We start from the raw sequence: 17834 nt of genomic DNA on the forward strand, positions 1-17834 counted from the left end.
AGGACCGCCGTACCGGCTCCTCACGGGCCGGCGTGAACCGCTGGACCGGATCTGCAATATCATCCGCAGCCGCACGAGTCAGGCAGTGTTCCTCATGGCGGGCCCGGGCATCGGAAAATCAACGCTGACCGAGGCCATCACCGAGCGGCTTGCCCAGGAGATGATCATTGTTCAGATTCATGGAAGCTCGTCGCTCTCCGGCGTACCCTTTGGAGTTCTGGCGCCCTACACCGCGGAGCTCACTGCCGAGGACTCGGTGTCTCCGGTGGCTGTGCTGCGGTCTGTGTGGAGGTACTTTGAGAAGCTGAAAGGCGGCAAAGATACCCCGTTGCTTCTGATGATGGATGACGCCCACCACTTGGACGAGGCAACGGCCAGCATTGTGGCCGACATGATCACCGCCGGCTGGGCCACCGTGCTCGCTGCCGGCAGGCCGCGACCCGGGCTGCCGCAGCCGCTCGCACAGCTCTGGTACGACGGCCTGGCCGAGCGTGTGGATCTGCGTCCCATGAACCGGGAGCAGATCGAGGAAGTCCTCTCCCATGCCCTTGATGGAACAGTCCCCGCTGCAACCATTGACACTATCTGGAGTGCATCCGGCGGAAATCCGCGGATTCTTGATGCCTTGTTGCACGATGCCGCAGAGCGGGGCCAACTCGCAAAGCGGAACGGGATCTGGATGCTGCTGGGCCCCTTGCCTGCCGACGGACCAAGGCTCACCGAGGTGGTGGTGAAGGACATGCTCCGCCGCGGCCCGGAAGAACAGGAAGTCCTGAAACTTGTTGCCCTCGCCGGGCCCGTGAGCCGGAAGGTGATCGAGGATACCTTTGGCGCCGAAGTGGTGCGCACGCTTCTGGACCAGCAGATGATCGTCGAAAATTCCGGTGTTCCGGCCGAACTCCGGATCTGGAACTCCGTATTCGGAGAGGCGCTCCGCACCAGCATCTCGGTGTCGCGGAGCCTGCAGCTGCTTGAAAAGATCCGGGACCAGCTCGGAACCGCACCCGAAGGATCTGAAGGCAGGATGCGGGCCGTGGAATGGGCCCTCGAATGTGGATTCAAAATATCCGGTCCCGAGCTGCTTGAGGCCGCAGGCACCGCCTTGGTCCACTCCCGAAATTGGAGCAGCCGTACGATGGCGGCAAAGGTCGCGGATCCCGACCTCGTGCCCCAGGCGCAGGCTGTCCAGGCAAGGGCCCTATTCAATGAAGGCGACTTCGTTGGTGCGGCCAAGCTTCTGGACGGGTGCTGGCTGCAGCTGGGGAAGGGGCCCTGGGCTGTCCCGGTCATGATGCTCAGGGCAATGGCACATCAGGCTCTGGGGACACCGCTGGCAGTATTCGCAGCCGATTCCCGCGGAGCGCTTCAGAGCGCCGGTGCCATGCCTGCTGGCCCCTTGGCCGTGCCGCATGATTCCCAACAGGCACCCGGTGCTCCTGACAAGATCTGGCAGGAGCGCTTGCTTCACCTGTTGGAACTTGGCGAAGCCGGCAACCACCAGGCTTTGGCGGCCGAGGTCCAGGAACTTCGTAGCAGCCGCGGGGGTGATGCCACGGAGGACGCCCTGCATGCTGTGGGACTCGCGCTGTTGGCCCATGCCCTCGCCTCGGCCGGACGCGCCCTCCAGGGGCTGGATGCTGCATTGCTGTCGGCCTCGGAACTTCCCGCCCTGCAGGGTGGCGTGTTCTTCTTCAATGAATTTGTCCTCGGGCGCCTGGTGGCAGACTACCTGGCCATGGGGGAGTGGGATTCGGCGGAACGGGAGTTGGCGAACTACGCCGCCGGACAGCCGAGGGGTATCGCATATTTCAGCGGCAGCCTCGAGGTACTCCGTGGCTACTCGTTGCTGCGGCAGGGGCGGATGGAACGCGCCTACCAAACGCTCTTACCGGCTGTGGAGACCTTGCGGCTCAACGACCCGTTGCAGCTGTTCCGGTTTGGTTCCGGGCTGGCATTCTATGTAGCGGCGAGGCTCGGTGACTCCGCCCAGGCCGGCCGGCTTGAGTTGGATTACAAGGATTCACCTTTGGGCTCCACCGGCTTCGGACTCCTTGCCACGGCCTACGCCGCAGCAGCATCAGAGTATGTGGCGCATGACGGAAAAGGCCTGGCGTCCCTCCACACACTGTCCACCACGCGCGAGGTGACCAGCCGAGCCGGGACACTTCTGGAGCTTTTGGCACTCTGCTGGGACCTTGGCGATCATTCCGTGATCCCTTTGGTCCACACGTTGGCGGTGAACGTTGAAGGCCCCTGGGCCGCTGCAATGCTCACCCTGGCGGAGCATTGGGAGTCCGAAGACGCGGATTCCATCATGGAGACGGCGGCCATGCTTGAAGGCGCCGGATTCGTCAACCTGGCGAGGGAGGCCTACGCCCGGTCGAGCACCGTCCTTGAGAGCTCCGGGGAGCGCCGGCGGGCCCGTCAGGCGGTGGCCCTGCGGGAGAAGTGTGACCACGAACTGGGGGAGCGGTTTCGGGAAGGCCACTTCATCGCCGCAGCACCGAGCGTGCACCTCACGCGCAGGGAACAGGACATCGTAGAGCTCGCTGTGCAGGGCCTCACCGACCGGGAGATCGCACAGAAGCTCATGGTGTCCGTGCGTACCGTGGAGGGTCACCTTTACCGCACCTACGTCAAACTCGGCGTGCGGAGCCGCGACGAACTGGCTACAGCCCTTCCGCACTAGGGACTGCGTACGGAAGCCGTCCGTCCGGGCCCCGGAGTGCGGACGTCCGGATATGCGTATCCACGGGGCCTAACGCGTAGCCCAGGCGCAAAAAACTAGAGTACTGCCTACTCGTGTGCCGGGCGTTCGTGTGCGGTTGACTTAGTGCGGCAGGAAAACCCGGAGTCACAGGAAACCGCGGACCGGCCAACAGACTATTTAGGCCTCGTTTTGACGCAAGCTTCCGGCCCCTGCGGCCGGATCGAAACGGGGTCGGCGACGTCGGAGTCTTCTGAGACCGAGACTCTCCCCCCAGCCGTCGCCGGCCCTCACTTCCGCGGGCTGAAGCCCGGAGCTGCTGTGGCGGTTGCCCATCGGGCCGCCGCCACAGTGGTGTTGTGGGACAATTGAGTGTCAATCCATTGGCATCTCAAGGAGTTCGCTTTGGCCCTAGTATCAACGCCTGCCACGCTGGAACGCGCAGTGCCGGCCATGGATAACGCCGAAGTCCTCAGGATTCGGAACGACTTCCCCATACTTGGCCAACTGGTCAACGGCCAGCCCTTGGTGTACCTCGATTCGGGCGCCACGTCGCAGAACCCGCTGAGCGTCATCGAAGCTGAGCAGGAGTTTTACGAACAGCGCAACGCTGCCGTGCACCGCGGTGCCCACTATCTGGCAGTGGAGGCAACCGAGGTTTTCGAAGATGCCCGCCAGACCATCGCAGACTTCATCGGTGCCGACTACGCGGAAACGGTGTGGACCTCCAACGCCACCGAAGGCCTGAACCTGATCAGCTACACGCTGTCGAACGCCTCGCTGTGGGCGGCGCAGGGGCGCGGTGACGCGCGGCTGAAAGAGCTTGGAGTGGGCCCGGGTGACCAGATCGTGGTGACGGAAATGGAGCACCACGCCAACCTGATCCCCTGGCAGGAACTGGCGTTCCGCACCGGCGCCACGTTGCGCTACATCCCCATCGACGACGCCGGTGCCCTGCGGATGGACATTGCGGCCCAGATCCTGGGACAAAAAACCAAGGTCCTCGCCTTCACCCACGCCTCCAACGTGCTGGGCACCATTAATCCCGTGCAGGAACTGGTCGCGCTGGGGCAGCGGGCCGGAGCCCTGGTGGTCCTGGACGCCTGCCAGTCCGCGCCGCACCTGCCGTTGAACGTCAAGGAGCTTGACGTCGACTTCGCCGTCTTCTCCGGCCACAAGATGCTGGCGCCCACCGGAATCGGTGTCCTCTACGGTAGACAGGACATCCTGGACGTGCTGCCGCCGTTCCTCACCGGAGGTTCCATGATCACCACCGTGACCATGGAACGGGCCGAGTACCTGCCCGCGCCGCAGCGCTTCGAGGCCGGTACCCAGCGCATCTCGCAGGCGGTTGCCCTGGCCGCCGCAGCCAACTACCTCACGGAAACCGGCCTGGACCGCGTGCACCGCTGGGAATCGGAGCTCGGCCAGCGGATGGTAGCGGGACTGGAGTCCATTCCCGGCATCCGCGTGCTGGGGCCCAGCGCAGGACAGGAACGGATCGGCCTTGCCGCATTCCACGTCGATGGCGTGCACGCGCACGACGTCGGGCAGTTCCTGGATTCCCGGGGCATCGCCGTCCGCGTGGGTCACCATTGTGCCCAGCCGCTGCACCGCCGCCTGGGCCTGACCGCAACCACCAGAGCAAGCGCCTACCTGTACAACACCACAGACGACGTCGACGCCTTCCTGGAAGCCGTAGCCGGAGTCCGCTCCTACTTCCGCGTCTAGCGCGATCACCGAAGGTACACCGCAATGAGCCTTGACCAGCTGTATCAGCAGATCATCCTTGACCATTCCAAGGTCCGCCACGGCAGTGGACTGGCGGGAATCGCCGCGCCGGCGGGGGCGTCCACGGGCCAGTCCCGCCAGCTCAACCCCGTCTGCGGTGACGAAGTCACGCTGCGGGTGGCTGTGGAAGGCGGCAAGGTGGCGCAGATTTCCTGGGACGGCGAAGGCTGCTCCATCTCGATGGCATCGGCGTCGGTCCTCAGCGAACTCGGGGAGGGAATGACCGTGGACGAACTCCGTGCCGTCATTGGCAACTTCCGCGAAGTGCTCCGCTCGCGTGGGAAAGTCAACGCCGATCCCGAAATCCTGGGCGACGCCGCCGCATTTGAGGGTGTGGCCCGCTACGCCGCGCGCGTTAAGTGCGCCATGATTTCCTGGGTGGCCGCCGAGGACGCCCTGAACCAGGCAACCTAGGCCCGCACGGTCCGAAGCCGGGCCGCGGCGGTCAGCGCCGCTGCTCGAAAACGTCCGGGACGCCGTCGCCGTCAGCATCGCGCCGTTCCGTCTCTTCCACTTCGCGGTAATGCCGGTTCCGCAGCCGGAGCACCACGGCGGCGAGCAGGGCGGCCGCCAGTGATCCGGTGAGGATGGCCACCTTCGAGTGGTCATCGTGCGCCGAGCCCGCACCGAAGCTCAGCTCCGCGATCAGCAGCGACACCGTGAAGCCCACTCCGGCCAACATTGCAAGGCCGGCAACATCGATCCAGGCGAGGCCGTCGTCGAGCTTTGCCCTGGTGGTCTTCGTGATCAGGTAGGTAGTGCCGAACACTCCAATCGTCTTGCCGACCACCAACGCAGCCACAATTCCCAACGCCACAGGATCCGCGAGGGCCGACCGGAAGCCGTCCAGGCCGCCCACGGCTACTCCGGCCGAAAAGAAGGCGAAGATCGGGACGGCGAAACCTGCCGAAAGCGGGCGGAGCCGGTGTTCAAAGGACTCAGCCATCCCGGAGCCCGTCTCACCACGATTCCGCGACGCCAATACCGGCACGGCAAATCCGAGCAGCACGCCGGCCACCGTGGCGTGGATACCGGAGGCGTGCACGAGTCCCCAGGTGGCGGCGGCCAGCGGCAGCAACAGATACCAGCTGCGGACCCTCCTCTGGGCCAGAAGGGCAAACAGCCCCAGCGGAACCAGTGCCGCCAGCAAGAAGAGCGGCTGCAGTCCGGACGAGTAGAAGAAAGCGATGATGCCGATGGCCAGCAGGTCATCTACTACGGCCAAGGTCAGCAGGAAGGTCCGGAGGGCAGCAGGCAGGTGGGTGTTGATGACTGCCAGGACGGCCAGGGCAAAAGCGATATCGGTGGCTGTGGGAATTGCCCAGCCACGCAGGCTCTCAGCGTCCTGCCCCTGGTTCACCAGCGTATAGATCAGGGCGGGAACTGCAACCCCTCCCACGGCCGCGGCCACGGGAACCACGGCCTTGGACACCTTGCGAAGTTCGCCGGAGACGAACTCCCGCTTGAGTTCCAGGCCGGCCAGGAAGAAGAAGATGGCCAGGAGACCGTCGGAGGCCCACTGCCCCAAGGAGAGCCGGAGGTGCCAGGGTTCGTAACCGATTTTCAGGTCCCGCAGTGTGAAGTAGCCCTCGGCCGCCGGTGAGTTGGCCCAGAGGAGTGCGGCAGCAGTCGCCAACAAGAGGAGGGCGCCGCCGGCTGTTTCCAGTCTGAGGATCGCGGAGATCCGCAGGAATTCAGGGTAGCTTGAGCGGCTGAGGACCTTAGCGGCGAAGGCGGGACGGGAAGGGTGCTTGGCCATGAATGGCTCCTGGAATTAAGGGGTCGGCAAAAGTATTGCCGACCAGACTTCCCGGCGCACCTTTACAGCCTACCCGAGCAGGCCCATAACCCCGATCACCGCGGTGACAGCTCCCAGCACCATCGAAATGCTGACCAGCACCACGTGGACGGTGAGGAACTTTGTGGCCTTGCCGGCGGCGTCCCGCGCCCGGGGGTCCTTCATCACGCGGCGCAGGAACTGCGGCCAGACCACGAGGGACCAGACTCCGGCGATGATCAGCAGGCAGCCCGCAAACAGAGGGAGCTGCACGGCCTAGTGGCTTTCGAGCCAGGCCTGGGCCTGCTGGGACTGGATGTTCAGGGCCTTGGACACCATGGGCTCGGCCGCCTCGGCGATTTTGCCGCCCAGGAAGGGAACAGAGGACGTGACGTTGCCTTCGAGTTCAATGCGTGTGCTGCCGCCCTCTGCGACGAGCCGCTGGACCGCGGTCACATCAAGGGGGGCGCCAGCGATCTTCAGCGTGATGTTGCTCTGGCGGGAACCGTCAGCCGCTGGGGCCTCCCAGTTTTCCACCTGCGTCACTGTGAGCTTTTCGCCCACGAACTTGCGGGCGATCTCCGGCAGGCGGGTGGTGGGGAGGGTGCGGACCGAGGTGGTGCTGAATGCTCCGTCAACGTCTCCGGCCACTTCGAAAGACTCCAGGGTGCCGCCAACGAATTGGCTGGTGTGCCGCTGGAAGTCCTCGTTGATAAAAACAGCAGCGACGCTGCCGACGGCGTGCGGAAGGGTGGTGGTTGCACTCAGTGCCATGGGTCCTCCAGTGATGTGTAGGTCAGAACGCTTTTTGCTCCCCACATCCTACGGGGAGCCCTGCTGGTTGTTGGAACCGGCCCCCGCGTTGTCGGCGCCGGCGATCTTCTGCGCCGCGGTGGTGATGTTCCGTGCCATCGCCGGAAAAATGAGGCTGTGGAACGGCAGTACGGCCAGCCAGTAGAGCTTTCCGCTGAGGCCCTTGGGGAAGAAAATAGCCCGCTGCCGGTAGCGGCTGCCCGTCCCGTCAGGTTCCACGGACAGCTCAAGCCAGGCACGTCCGGGGGCGCGCATCTCTGCGCGGAGGCGCAACAGTTTTCCGCGCTCTATCCGTTCCACACGCCACCAGTCCACCACTTCGCCTGGGGCCAGGGTGCCAGGATGCCGGCGTCCCCGCAGCAGGCCCGCGCCGCCGGTGAGCTTGTCCAGCAAGCCCCGAACGCGCCAGGCCAGCGGCAGTGAATACCAGCCGTTCCGGCCGCCGATCCCTTCGATGATGGTCCACACGTGGGCAGGATCAACATCCCCGTGGAAAGTCCGCTCATCCATATAGACCGTGTGGCCTGCCCAGTCCGGATCGCTGGGCAGCGGATCGGCGTCCGCGCCGGCATTTGACCACGTGGTTTCCACCTGGCCGTCACGCTCCTTGCCCAGGGCCAGGGCAACAGCCCCCCGGTACGGAGTCAGACCGCCTGCCGGCACGGGAATATGGGCGTCGATATCTTGCTCGCGGGACACGGCATCGTGCTGCAGCGACTCGACGAGCGGCAGCGACATGGACAGCGGGATCGGCGTGGTCAGCGCCACCCACAGGCCGGCAAGCTTAGGGGCCGGAATGGGCAGCGCCAGGACCACCCGGTACGGCAGCCCGGCCTCGGCAGCGTATTCCTTCATCATGCCCGCGTAGCTCAGGACCTGCCGGCAGCCGATGTCGAAGGTGCGGTTGACCGGCCCGTCCATGGAGGCGGCGCCCACAAGGTAGTGCAGCACGTCCCGGACGGCGATCGCTTCGATCTTGTTGCGCACCCAGCTTGGGGCCGGCATCAGCGGAAGGGTCTCGGACAGGTGGCGGATCATTTCGAAGGACGCCGACCCGGAACCGATCACCACCCCGGCCTGGAACACCACCGCGTCCACCGCGCTGTCCAGGAACACCTTCCCCACGGCTTCCCGGGAGCGCATGTGCGTGGACAATTCGACGTTGGCCGGGTGCAGGCCGCCCAGGTAGACGATCCGGCCTATATGGGCTGCGGCGGCAGCTGTGGCGGCTGTTTCCGCCATGGCCTTTTCCTTGGATTCGAACCCGGCGCCGGCGGCCATGGAGTGAACGAGGTAGTACAGCACGTCGACCCCGGCCAGCGCCTGGCGGAGGGAATCGCCGTCGTCGAGACTGCCCTGGATCACCTCAACTTTGCCTAGCCACGGCACGCCTGCGATCTTGGCCGGAGTCCTGACCATGACCTTTACGGTGTGGCCGGCCTCCAGCAGCCGGGGGACCAGGCGGCCGCCGATGTAGCCGGTGGCGCCGGTCACCAGGACGGTTTGCGCCGTCCCTGCGGCCACGGTGGAGGGAGTGTCGCTCGGACTCTTGCTATCGCTCATTGAAAGCTCCTCAGGCCAGGCGGGCGGAGGCGTCAAACGGGTGCGCTTCCTCAGCAAGCTTAGCAACGGGGGTTCCCGGCGGGCCCCGGTGCAGGGGTAGGCTGGGATGACCCGGGATTCGAAGAGAATTTCGGGTTTTCGTGCTGCCTGCGATCCCTTGAACCCACAGGAGTTTCCGCCATGAGCCCCACTGGCCCGTCCCATCCTGGCCCGTCCCATCCTGGCCCGTCCCACGCCGGTCCCTCGCTGGCCGGGCTGCGCCGCGTCCTGGCAGAAGACCAGACGTTCGCCAGGGTCCAGGCGGAGGCGGCCAGGGGCTTTGATGTCCGGGGCCAGGATTACCAGATCAGCGCGCCGGCCGGTCTCCGTGCCGTCCTGCTGGCGGAAATGGCAGATGGCCTGGCCGCCGGTGCCGACGAAGAAACTCCCGATGGCGGGCTCCCCCCGGTGGTGCTGGCAGTCACCGCGACAGGACGCGAGGCAGAGGACCTGACGGCGGCCCTGCGTGCCTACCTGCCGGCCGATTCAGTGGCCGAGTTTCCCAGTTGGGAAACCCTGCCGCACGAACGGCTCTCGCCCCGCTCGGACACGGTGGGCCGCCGGCTGTCCGTCCTGCGCCGCCTGGCTCACCCGGAAAGTTCGACGTCGGGTCCGTTGCGGGTGGTGGTGGCGCCGGTCCGCGCAGTGGTCCAGCCGATCGTCGCCGGACTGGGTGAGCTGGTTCCGGTCACGCTGAAGGTGGGACAGGACAGGCCGTTCTCCGACGTGGTGCGGAGCCTCGCCGACGCGGCCTACGCACGCGTGGACATGGTCACCCATCGTGGCGAGTTTGCCGTCCGCGGCGGTATCATCGACGTTTTCCCACCCACCGAGGACCATCCCATCCGGGTGGAGTTCTTCGGTGACGAGGTGGACCAGATGCGCTGGTTCGCGGTGGCCGACCAGCGCTCGCTGTCGGCGCCCGGCGTGCATCACCCCGCCGAACTCCATGCCCCGCCCTGCCGCGAAATCCTGATCACGCCGTCAGTGATGTCCCGTGCAGCCACCCTGAAGGCGCAGCTTCCCGCGGCCGCGGACATGCTCGAGAAGATCGCCGGCGGCATCGCCGTGGAAGGTATGGAATCCTTGGCCCCGGTGCTGGTGGATGCCATGGTCCCGTTCGTGAAGCAGCTGCCCGCCGGGTCCATCTCAGTGATCATAGAACCGGAAAAGGTGCGCCGGCGCGCACATGATCTTGCGGCCACCAACGAGGAGTTCCTGGAAGCTGCCTGGTCCACGGCATCCGATGGCGGCACGGCTCCACTGGACCTCAGCTCGCAGGCGTCGGAAGCCTTGCACTCCGCCAGCTTCCGTTCCCTGGCCGAAACCCGGAGCTCCTCGCTGGAGCACGAGGTCTCGTGGTGGTCCATCACGTCCCTGGCCACTGACGAGGAGCTGGTGCCGGAGATCGACGTCCTCAACCTCCGCGCCCGGGAACCGCGCGGGTACCAGGGTGATGTGGCCGAGATGATGGACTTCATCGGCTCCCACGTCCGGGACCAGTGGCGGATCGTGGTGGCCACTGAGGGGCCCGGCCCTGCGCAGCGCCTGGCGGAACTGTTCCACGATGCCGATATCCCCTGTGCCCGCGTGGACACCCTTGAGAAGGAACCGCAGGCGGGCATCATCGAGGTGACCACTGCCGCCGTCGGACGCGGTTTTGTCCTGGACAGTCTCAAACTGGGGTTGCTCACCGAAGCGGACCTGCTGGGACGGACATCCGCGGGCTCCACCAAGGACATGCGGCGCATGCCGTCCAAGCGGCGGAACGCCGTGGACCCGCTGCAGTTGGTCAACGGCGATTCCGTGGTGCACGAACAGCACGGCATTGGGCGTTTTGTAGAGCTGATCCAGCGCAAGGTGGCAGGCGGCGGAGACGGTGTCCGCGAATACCTGGTCCTGGAATACGCCCCCTCCAAGCGCGGCGCCCCGGGGGACCGGCTGTTTGTGCCCACCGACCAGCTGGACCAGGTAACCCGGTATGTCGGCGGAGACACTCCTGTCCTCAGCAAGATGGGCGGCTCCGACTGGGCCAGCACCAAGTCCAAAGCGCGCAAGGCCGTCAAGGAGATCGCCGGCGAACTCATCCGGCTGTACTCCGCGCGGATGGCTTCAAAGGGCCATGCCTTCGGGCCGGACACCCCGTGGCAGCGTGAGCTTGAGGAGGCCTTCCCATATGTGGAGACGCCGGACCAGCTGACCACCATCAACGAGGTCAAGGCGGACATGGAGCGGGAGATCCCCATGGACCGTCTGGTGTCCGGCGATGTGGGCTACGGCAAGACCGAGATCGCCGTCCGGGCGGCCTTCAAGGCGGTCCAGGACGGGAAGCAGGTGGCGGTCCTCGTGCCCACCACCCTGCTGGCCCAGCAGCACTACGAAACGTTCACGGAACGCTTCTCCGGCTTCCCCCTGCGGGTCAAGGCTCTGTCGCGGTTCCAGGGGACCAAGGAAACCAAAGAGACCGTGGAGGGTGTCAAGAGCGGCTCCGTTGACGTGGTTATCGGCACGCACCGGCTGCTGTCCAAGGACTTCGCGTTCAAGGACCTGGGCCTGGTGATCGTGGACGAGGAACAGCGCTTCGGCGTGGAGCACAAGGAAGCGCTGAAGAAGATGCGCACCAACGTGGACGTGCTGGCCATGAGCGCCACCCCGATTCCGCGGACACTGGAGATGTCCCTGACGGGCATCCGCGAAACCTCCACGCTGGCCACGCCGCCGGAGGAGCGCCACCCCGTGCTGACCTACGTGGGCCCGTACACGGACAAGCAGTCCTCGGCAGCGATCCGGCGTGAGCTGATGCGCGAAGGCCAGGTGTTTTTTGTCCACAACCGGGTGTCCACCATCGAACGGACGGCCGCGAAGATCCGTGAACTGGTTCCGGAAGCGCGGGTGGAGGTGGCGCACGGGCAGATGTCCGAGAGCCGGCTGGAGCAGATCATTGTGGATTTCTGGGAAAAGCGCTTCGACGTCCTGGTGTGCACCACCATCATCGAAACCGGCCTGGACATCTCCAACGCAAACACCCTGATCGTGGACGGGGCCGACAAATACGGACTCTCCCAGCTGCACCAGCTCCGCGGCCGGGTGGGCCGCGGCCGTGAACGCGCCTATGCCTATTTCCTGTACCCGTCCGAGAAGCCCCTGGGCGAGGTGGCCCTGGAACGACTCAAAGCCGTCGCCACCCACAATGAGCTCGGCGCCGGCATGCAGCTGGCCATGAAGGACCTCGAAATCCGCGGCGCCGGCAACCTGCTGGGCGGCGAGCAGTCCGGCCACATCCAGGGCGTGGGCTTTGACCTCTACATCCGCCTGGTGGGTGAGGCGGTGGCCGATTTCCGCGGCGACGCCGAGGAAAAGGCCGCCGAAATGAAGATCGAGCTGCCGGTCAACGCGCACCTCCCGCACGATTATGTGCCGGGGGAGCGGCTCCGCCTGGAGGCCTACCGCAAGCTGGCATCTGCCTTGACGTACGAGGCCATCGAGGAGGTGCTGGCCGAGCTTGTGGACCGCTACGGCGAGCCGCCGCTGCCGGTCCAGAACCTCATTGCCGTGGCCCGCTTCCGGGTGGGTGCCCGAGAAGCCGGCCTGTCCGACGTCGCACTTCAGGGCAACTTCATCAAGTTCTCGCCGGCGCAGCTGCCGGAGTCGAAACTGATGCGGCTGACCCGGATGTACCCGGGTTCCCAGTCCAAGCCTGCCCTGGACGCGGTGCTGATTCCGAAGCCCAAGACCGCGAGGATCGGCGGCCGGGACCTGCAGGACGCCGAAATCCTCGAATGGGCCAACGGGGTCATCCGCAACATCTTCTCCGACGCGCCACTCGCCGCTCCGGCAGTAAGCGGTTAGGGCTTGATGGGAGGACACCACGCCGCGTCGGGGGCCGCGGCGTGGGTGGCTATTGCCTCAACCGGACCGTACACGCTGGGCTGGTATCCGCTGGACGCCACAGGAATCATCATCGGCGGAATGGCGACGGCGGGGACGGCGCTCGTGTGCGACTGGGACCACCGGCACAGCACCGTGGCAAACTCTTTGCCGCCGCTTTCCAACCTGATTGCGGTGGGTATTGAGAACGCCAGCGGCGGGCACCGGCAAGGAACCCACTCGGTGCTCGGGGCTGCGTGCTTTGTGCTGCTGGCCATGATGGCCGGCCAGTTCCAGCTGCAGACAGCGTGGGGCCTGCTGTCCGTGGGTGCCGGCCTGCTGTGCATGTTCATGATCAACATTGCGGCCAAGGCGCTGAAGCTGTTTCCCAAGTCCGGATTTATCAGCAACTGGATCTTTGCCCTGGCCATGGCCGGGCTGGTGACCTGGTTCGCGCCGGAGCAGTGGACGTGGCTGCCCGTATCGATGCTGACCGGGGTGGTGGTCCACATCGTGGGGGACATGATCACCACCGGGGGCGTGCCCCTGCTCTGGCCGATCGTCATCAAGCCACCGAAGTTTCTCCGGAAACTGCCGGTGCTCAATGACGTCTGGAAAGCCAACGGCGCCTTTTCCCTGCCGTTGCTGGGCCGCGCCGGTTCCAAGCGCGAGTGGCTGGTCCTGATCCCGGTGAGCGCCTACGCGATGGTGGGCATGTTCGTGGCGGCGTGGTCGTTGGCCAAAGCCCATTTCCCGGCCGCCATGGCACTCGGTAAGACCGTGGTCAGCCGGCTGCTGGGCGCGGACTGACACGGGATTGACGCGGGCTGTAGGTGAACGGCCAGTCTTTAGCGTTCATGACTCAAAAAGCTGCGGCCCCGGAATATCCGGGGCCGCAGACCTTTAAGTTGCAGAGGGTTCTTACTTGCCGCCGGCTGAATCGGAGCGACCGGTGATGGTCTGCGGGATCCAGAACGCCAGGAAAAACAGGCCCAGGCAGACGGCCATCGGCCACGGGTTGCCGAGCGTGAGGAAGGACAGGGAGTAGATGGAGCCCAGGAACAGCGCCATCATGGATACAAACAGAAGGATGCTGCCCACGAGGCTGTTCTCGTTCTGGGGGGTTTGTACCGTGGCGTTGCCGGACTCGGTGGTCTTGCTGGACATTTGTTCCTCCTAGGCCCCGCGGGGCTCAAACTGTGGCGGCTCCGGGCCGGCGTCAGTAGCTGGCTGAACCCTGTTCACCCTTGACGATGGCAATGCCGGAGCTGGCACCAATACGTGTTGCACCTGCAGCAATCATAGCCTGCGCGTCGGCGAGGGAACGTACGCCGCCGGACGCCTTGACGCCGAGATCGGGGCCTACAGTGCGGCGCATCAGTGCGATGTCCTCGGCCGTGGCACCCCCGCCGTTGAACCCCGTGGACGTCTTGACGAAGTCCGCCCCCGCTTCAACGGACGCAAGGCAGGCAAGGACCTTCTGGTCATCGCTGAGCAACGCGGTTTCGATGATGACCTTCAGGATGGCTCCGCCCGCGTGGACCGCGTCCGCGACGGCGGAGATATCGTCCACCAGCGCACCCTTGTCACCGGCGCGGGCGGCCGCGATGTTGATGACCATATCGATTTCGTCCGCGCCGTCCAGCACCGCGCCCCGGGCTTCAAATGCCTTCACATCGCTGGGTGTGGCACCCAGGGGAAAGCCGATCACCGAGCACGTCAGTACCCCGGACCCCTTGAGCGCGGTCTTGACCGTCTTGACCCAGAGGGGATTCACGCAGACTGACTTGAAGTGGTACTCAGCGGCCTCGGCACACACATCGAGGATCTCCGCTTCGCTGGCCTCGGGCTTGAGCAGCGTGTGGTCGATGTAGGCAGCGATGTTGCCCGGTGCTGAGACCGTACCGGCTCCAGTCAGGTCGGTAGGAGTGGCTGCGTTGCTCATGATGGTCCTTTCCATGTGGCCTTGTGGGCCGCCGGAGCCACGCTGTGCGTGGCTGTTCAGGTGACCATCTTGTCACAGCGGGTGTCACGGCGGCGGACGTTTAGGCGGCCGCAGGCACGTGCCCGGCCACACCCGTGGCCGGGGCGTCCGCCGCTGATGTAGCGGTCATCAGCTGCGCAGCGCAGGCGCCGGCGGCAGAGGCCGCCGCGACCAGCAGTCCCAGCCGCACGCCGTCGAACGCGGCGGCGTCGCCGATGGCCCAGACACCGGCGACCGATGTCCGGTAGTCCTTGCTGATGGCGATTCCGCCGTTGGGGGCGGTAGCGAGTCCGGCGCTGGCGGCGAGTCCATCGCGGGAGACCCGCTCTTCGGCCAGGACAACCAGGTCGCCGTTCATGCTGCTGCCGTCGTCGAAGACAACCCCGGAGGCGGTCAGGCCTGAGCCGGCGATGGAGTGCACCACGGCGGCCGGCCGGACCGTTGTGCGGATAGGCCGGACGCCGCGGGCCCGCAGCACTGCTTCGGCCTGGCCCGCAGCCGCACCGGTTCCCACGAGGATTCCCAGTGGCCGCCGGCCCAGTTCCCGCGTCACTTCCTTCACGGCGTCGCCGATCCGGGCTGCGTCGTCGATCGTGGAGTAGCTCAGGCAGCGGCCGGCGCCCGCTACCGGGGACGCGACGGGCGCTGATCCGGTGGCGATGACCAGCTCGTCGTAGCTCAGTTCCATGCCATCGGCGGTGGTAACGGAACGGTTCTCCGCGTCGATGAAGCTGGCCGGCTGGCCGAAGCGGACTGATACCTGTGGCAGCTCTGCCAGTTCCAGGAGTTCGGCGGGAGCGTCGTCCCGGTTGCTGAGGACGGTGACCGTGCCGCGGAAGCGTGCACCGTCCAGCTGGCGGACCAGCGCCTGTGCGGCGGGCCCTGCTCCGGCAATGACAATGCGAGGAGCCGGGGAAACTGAGGTGGACGGTGCCGGAGCGGACATGTGCTGGCCCTTTCGCTGGCGGCCGCAGGAGCGGCCGGGACTTCGTGATGAATCCCAGCGTAGGCTGCCCGTTTTTCCACCGTGTTTCCACATCGTCGCTGCCATTTACCGCCCGGTAACAATAGGAGAGGGCGGGAGGCGCTAGACCCGGATCCGGTAACCCCGCTTGACCACCGTCTCCACCAGGCGGCCGTCCGGCAGCGATGACCGCAGGCGGCTGACCGTCATGTCCAGTGCATGGACCGAGCCCTTCAGCTCCAGCAGTTCCGACAGCGATTCCCGGGAAAGTACAGCCCCACCGGCCCCCAGGAGGGCACGCAGCAGCAGCAGCGGCGCAGGCGCCAGCTCAACCTGCACTCCGTCGACCCGCAGGCTGCGCCCGCGCAGCTCAAGGTTACCGGACGCGGTGTCCAGCCTGCGGACATGGTTCAGGGCGAGGTGCTCGCACACCAGCCGGATGAGGGCGCCCATCCGGAACCGCTCCGGAATGAGCGGCGAGATGCCGGCATCGATCAGGGGCTGGGCGGTGACCGGCCCCACCACTGCCGTCGTGACGTTTGTTTTCAGGCTTTCGATGAGCTGCTTGTAGACGCCCATCTCGTGGGCGGTACTCCATACGGCATCGACGGCGGGTGCGCTCGTGAAGGTGAGCACGTCCAGGTTGCCGCTGCACACAGCCTCGATGAGGCGAGGAAGCCGGTCTTCGCCGTCGGGCTTCACCCAGCGGTACGGGGTGACCGTCAGGACCGTGGCGCCGGACATACGCAGGCGTTCCAGCTGCCGGACGTCTGTGTAGCCGTGCAGCTGCACGGCCACGGTTTTGCCGCGCACGCCTTCGGCGAGCAGCATGTCCACCAGTGTTGCGGTGGTTTCGTCGCTGCTGATTCCTACGTCGGCGAGTCCGGCCGCGCGGACGGCGCCGCGGGCTTTGGGGCCGCGGACGAACATCCGGCATCCGGCGAGGGTTTCCAGCAGCTGCTCACCTATCCCAAAGGAGTCGGCGGCTTCGCACCAGCGGCGCATGCCGTACGCCGTGGTGGCGATGCACAGGTCCGGGCGTGCGGCGATGATCGCCTTGGTGTCCTCGATGAGGCGGAAGTCCTCCTGCACCGGGGCGATCTTGAGGGCCGGGGCATGCAGCACTTCCGCGCCGCGGCGTTCCAGGGCCTCAATGAGGTCCCGGGAGCGCCGGTGCGAGGTGACTCCGATGCGGAAGCCCTCCAGCGGGGAGTCCGCAGCCTCCGGCCCGGACGTCTCTGCAAGCTGGACGGGTTCAGCTGGTGCCAGTGCGTTCATGGGGGTCAATCCTTTCATGAACCGAGCAGCGAGGCCGCCAGGCGGTCGAGGTCGGCGGCGGCCTCAGCATGCCCGCGGTTGGCTTCCGCCACGCGAACCACCTCGCCAATGACGAGCACCGCGGGATTGCTGCACGCGGCAGCGGCGGAGGTGATGGTGCCCAGGTCCGCGATGGTGGTGCGCTGGCCGGGGCGGTAACCGCGTTCGACGACGGCCATGGGCATGTCGGGTCGCATGCCGGCTTTACGGAGTCCGGCCGCGAGCTGGTGGAGGGTGCCAATGCCCATCAGGACCACAATGGTGCCGCCCAGTCCGGCCAGGTGGGTGTGTTCCTTTTCGGTCAGGGGCGCGTGGCCGGAGACCACAGTGAACATGTGGCTGACCTCGCGGTGCGTGACAGGGATGCCGGCGGCCGCCGGCACGGAGATCGCGCTGGTGACGCCGGAGATGACACGGACAGGCACGCACGCTGCCACGCAGGAGGCCACTTCCTCGCCGCCGCGGCCAAAGACGTAGGGGTCGCCGCCTTTGAGGCGGACCACGTTGTTGCCGGCGAGGGCGCTTTCGACCATGAGCTTCTCGATGTCGGCCTGGCTCACTTTGTGGTGGCCGGGCTTCTTGCCCACATCCACCAGTTCGGCGGAGGTCAGGTCCGGCAGGTCCTGGCAGGGAGCCAGCCGGTCGAAGAACACCACGTCCGCATCGCGGAGAGCCTTCACGGCTGCGACGGTCAGCAGCTCGGTGGTGCCGGGTCCGCCGCCCACCAGGGTGACGTGGCCGACGGGTCCGGCGGCAGGCTCGGCCGCCACCGGGATGCCGGTGGCGGCGCAGCGCTCGAGCAGGGGCTCCCAGCCGGGCTGGCCGTCGTCGACCGCTGCGACCAGGAACGGGCGCTCGGGAAGCGGGCCGTCATGCGCTGCGCCCGCAGGGGTGCTGAGGCGGTAGACGACGGCGCCCGCCGCCGCGTAGCGGCGGACCGCCTGGCGGGCGGCGTGTTCGGAGCCGGTGACCAGGACTTCGCGGCCGGTGAGATCAATGCTGAGCTGCATGG

General features: G+C 66.2%; 14 protein-coding genes. 5 read left to right on the forward strand and 9 right to left on the reverse strand.

The window, feature by feature from the left end; translation table 11 throughout:
- The first annotated feature begins 61 nt into the window (after positions 1-61).
- The 3 genes from FYJ92_RS05690 to sufU all read left to right on the forward strand — a co-directional run bounded on the left by FYJ92_RS05690 (position 62) and on the right by sufU (position 4912).
- Positions 62-2689: a LuxR C-terminal-related transcriptional regulator gene (locus FYJ92_RS05690; RefSeq protein ID WP_370526250.1), complete on the forward strand. Its 2628-nt coding sequence runs from the start codon at positions 62-64 to the stop codon at positions 2687-2689.
- Positions 2690-3112: 423 nt separating this feature from the next.
- On the forward strand, positions 3113-4438 hold the full coding sequence (locus FYJ92_RS05695; protein WP_185262980.1) for a SufS family cysteine desulfurase: 1326 nt from the start codon (positions 3113-3115) through the stop codon (positions 4436-4438).
- A gap of 24 nt (positions 4439-4462) precedes the next feature.
- On the forward strand, positions 4463-4912 hold the full coding sequence (gene sufU / locus FYJ92_RS05700; RefSeq protein ID WP_185262981.1) for a Fe-S cluster assembly sulfur transfer protein SufU: 450 nt from the start codon (positions 4463-4465) through the stop codon (positions 4910-4912).
- Between the two features lie 31 nt (positions 4913-4943).
- Here sufU and nhaA read toward each other — a convergent pair whose 3' ends face one another.
- From nhaA to FYJ92_RS05720, 4 genes are all read right to left on the reverse strand, one after another.
- Positions 4944-6257 carry a Na+/H+ antiporter NhaA gene (gene nhaA, locus FYJ92_RS05705; protein WP_185262982.1) on the reverse strand — a complete coding sequence of 438 codons (1314 nt, stop codon included), beginning with the start codon at positions 6255-6257 and terminating at the stop codon, positions 4944-4946.
- Positions 6258-6326: 69 nt separating this feature from the next.
- Positions 6327-6548 (reverse strand): SCO4848 family membrane protein, encoded by a 222-nt coding sequence (locus FYJ92_RS05710; RefSeq protein WP_185262983.1) that lies wholly within the window; start codon positions 6546-6548, stop codon positions 6327-6329.
- Between the two features lie 3 nt (positions 6549-6551).
- The gene (locus FYJ92_RS05715; RefSeq protein ID WP_185262984.1) at positions 6552-7049 is read right to left on the reverse strand and encodes a DUF2505 domain-containing protein; all 498 of its coding nucleotides are present in this window, start codon (positions 7047-7049) and stop codon (positions 6552-6554) included.
- 48 nt (positions 7050-7097) lie between these two features.
- Positions 7098-8651, reverse strand: a complete 1554-nt coding sequence (locus FYJ92_RS05720) for an SDR family oxidoreductase (protein ID WP_185262985.1) — start codon at positions 8649-8651, stop codon at positions 7098-7100.
- A gap of 180 nt (positions 8652-8831) precedes the next feature.
- On the opposite strand from FYJ92_RS05720, the gene mfd reads away from it, so the two are divergent.
- The gene (gene mfd / locus FYJ92_RS05725) at positions 8832-12539 is read left to right on the forward strand and encodes a transcription-repair coupling factor (RefSeq protein ID WP_255482324.1); all 3708 of its coding nucleotides are present in this window, start codon (positions 8832-8834) and stop codon (positions 12537-12539) included.
- Positions 12540-12545: 6 nt separating this feature from the next.
- Positions 12546-13367, forward strand: a complete 822-nt coding sequence (locus FYJ92_RS05730; RefSeq protein ID WP_185262986.1) for a metal-dependent hydrolase — start codon at positions 12546-12548, stop codon at positions 13365-13367.
- A 111-nt stretch (positions 13368-13478) separates the two neighbouring features.
- Here the strand turns inward: FYJ92_RS05730 and FYJ92_RS05735 are convergent, their stop codons facing one another.
- The 5 genes from FYJ92_RS05735 to cobA all read right to left on the reverse strand — a co-directional run bounded on the left by FYJ92_RS05735 (position 13479) and on the right by cobA (position 17832).
- Positions 13479-13724 carry a hypothetical protein gene (locus FYJ92_RS05735; protein WP_185262987.1) on the reverse strand — a complete coding sequence of 82 codons (246 nt, stop codon included), beginning with the start codon at positions 13722-13724 and terminating at the stop codon, positions 13479-13481.
- 52 nt (positions 13725-13776) lie between these two features.
- Entirely contained in the window at positions 13777-14502 is a 726-nt protein-coding gene (gene deoC, locus FYJ92_RS05740; protein ID WP_185262988.1) for a deoxyribose-phosphate aldolase, read from the reverse strand.
- 100 nt (positions 14503-14602) lie between these two features.
- Positions 14603-15487, reverse strand: coding sequence for an FAD-dependent oxidoreductase (locus FYJ92_RS05745; protein WP_185262989.1), 885 nt, complete (start codon positions 15485-15487; stop codon positions 14603-14605).
- Positions 15488-15628: 141 nt separating this feature from the next.
- On the reverse strand, positions 15629-16783 hold the full coding sequence (locus tag FYJ92_RS05750) for a uroporphyrinogen-III synthase (protein WP_185262990.1): 1155 nt from the start codon (positions 16781-16783) through the stop codon (positions 15629-15631).
- A 14-nt stretch (positions 16784-16797) separates the two neighbouring features.
- Positions 16798-17832 carry a uroporphyrinogen-III C-methyltransferase gene (gene cobA / locus FYJ92_RS05755; RefSeq protein ID WP_185262991.1) on the reverse strand — a complete coding sequence of 345 codons (1035 nt, stop codon included), beginning with the start codon at positions 17830-17832 and terminating at the stop codon, positions 16798-16800.
- Positions 17833-17834: the final 2 nt, after the last annotated feature.

This window comes from Pseudarthrobacter sp. NBSH8 (assembly GCF_014217545.1).
Classification (GTDB): domain Bacteria; phylum Actinomycetota; class Actinomycetes; order Actinomycetales; family Micrococcaceae; genus Arthrobacter.

Coding starts and splice junctions, on each gene's coding strand:
- sufU (WP_185262981.1), top strand. CDS start 4,463: ATGAGCCTTGACCAGCTGTATCAGCAGATCATCCTTGACCATTCCAAG.
- nhaA (WP_185262982.1), bottom strand. CDS start 6,257: ATGGCCAAGCACCCTTCCCGTCCCGCCTTCGCCGCTAAGGTCCTCAGC.
- FYJ92_RS05715 (WP_185262984.1), bottom strand. CDS start 7,049: ATGGCACTGAGTGCAACCACCACCCTTCCGCACGCCGTCGGCAGCGTC.
- FYJ92_RS05720 (WP_185262985.1), bottom strand. CDS start 8,651: ATGAGCGATAGCAAGAGTCCGAGCGACACTCCCTCCACCGTGGCCGCA.
- mfd (WP_255482324.1), top strand. CDS start 8,832: ATGAGCCCCACTGGCCCGTCCCATCCTGGCCCGTCCCATCCTGGCCCG.
- FYJ92_RS05730 (WP_185262986.1), top strand. CDS start 12,546: ATGGGAGGACACCACGCCGCGTCGGGGGCCGCGGCGTGGGTGGCTATT.
- FYJ92_RS05735 (WP_185262987.1), bottom strand. CDS start 13,724: ATGTCCAGCAAGACCACCGAGTCCGGCAACGCCACGGTACAAACCCCC.
- deoC (WP_185262988.1), bottom strand. CDS start 14,502: ATGAGCAACGCAGCCACTCCTACCGACCTGACTGGAGCCGGTACGGTC.
- FYJ92_RS05745 (WP_185262989.1), bottom strand. CDS start 15,487: ATGTCCGCTCCGGCACCGTCCACCTCAGTTTCCCCGGCTCCTCGCATT.
- FYJ92_RS05750 (WP_185262990.1), bottom strand. CDS start 16,783: ATGAACGCACTGGCACCAGCTGAACCCGTCCAGCTTGCAGAGACGTCC.
- cobA (WP_185262991.1), bottom strand. CDS start 17,832: ATGCAGCTCAGCATTGATCTCACCGGCCGCGAAGTCCTGGTCACCGGC.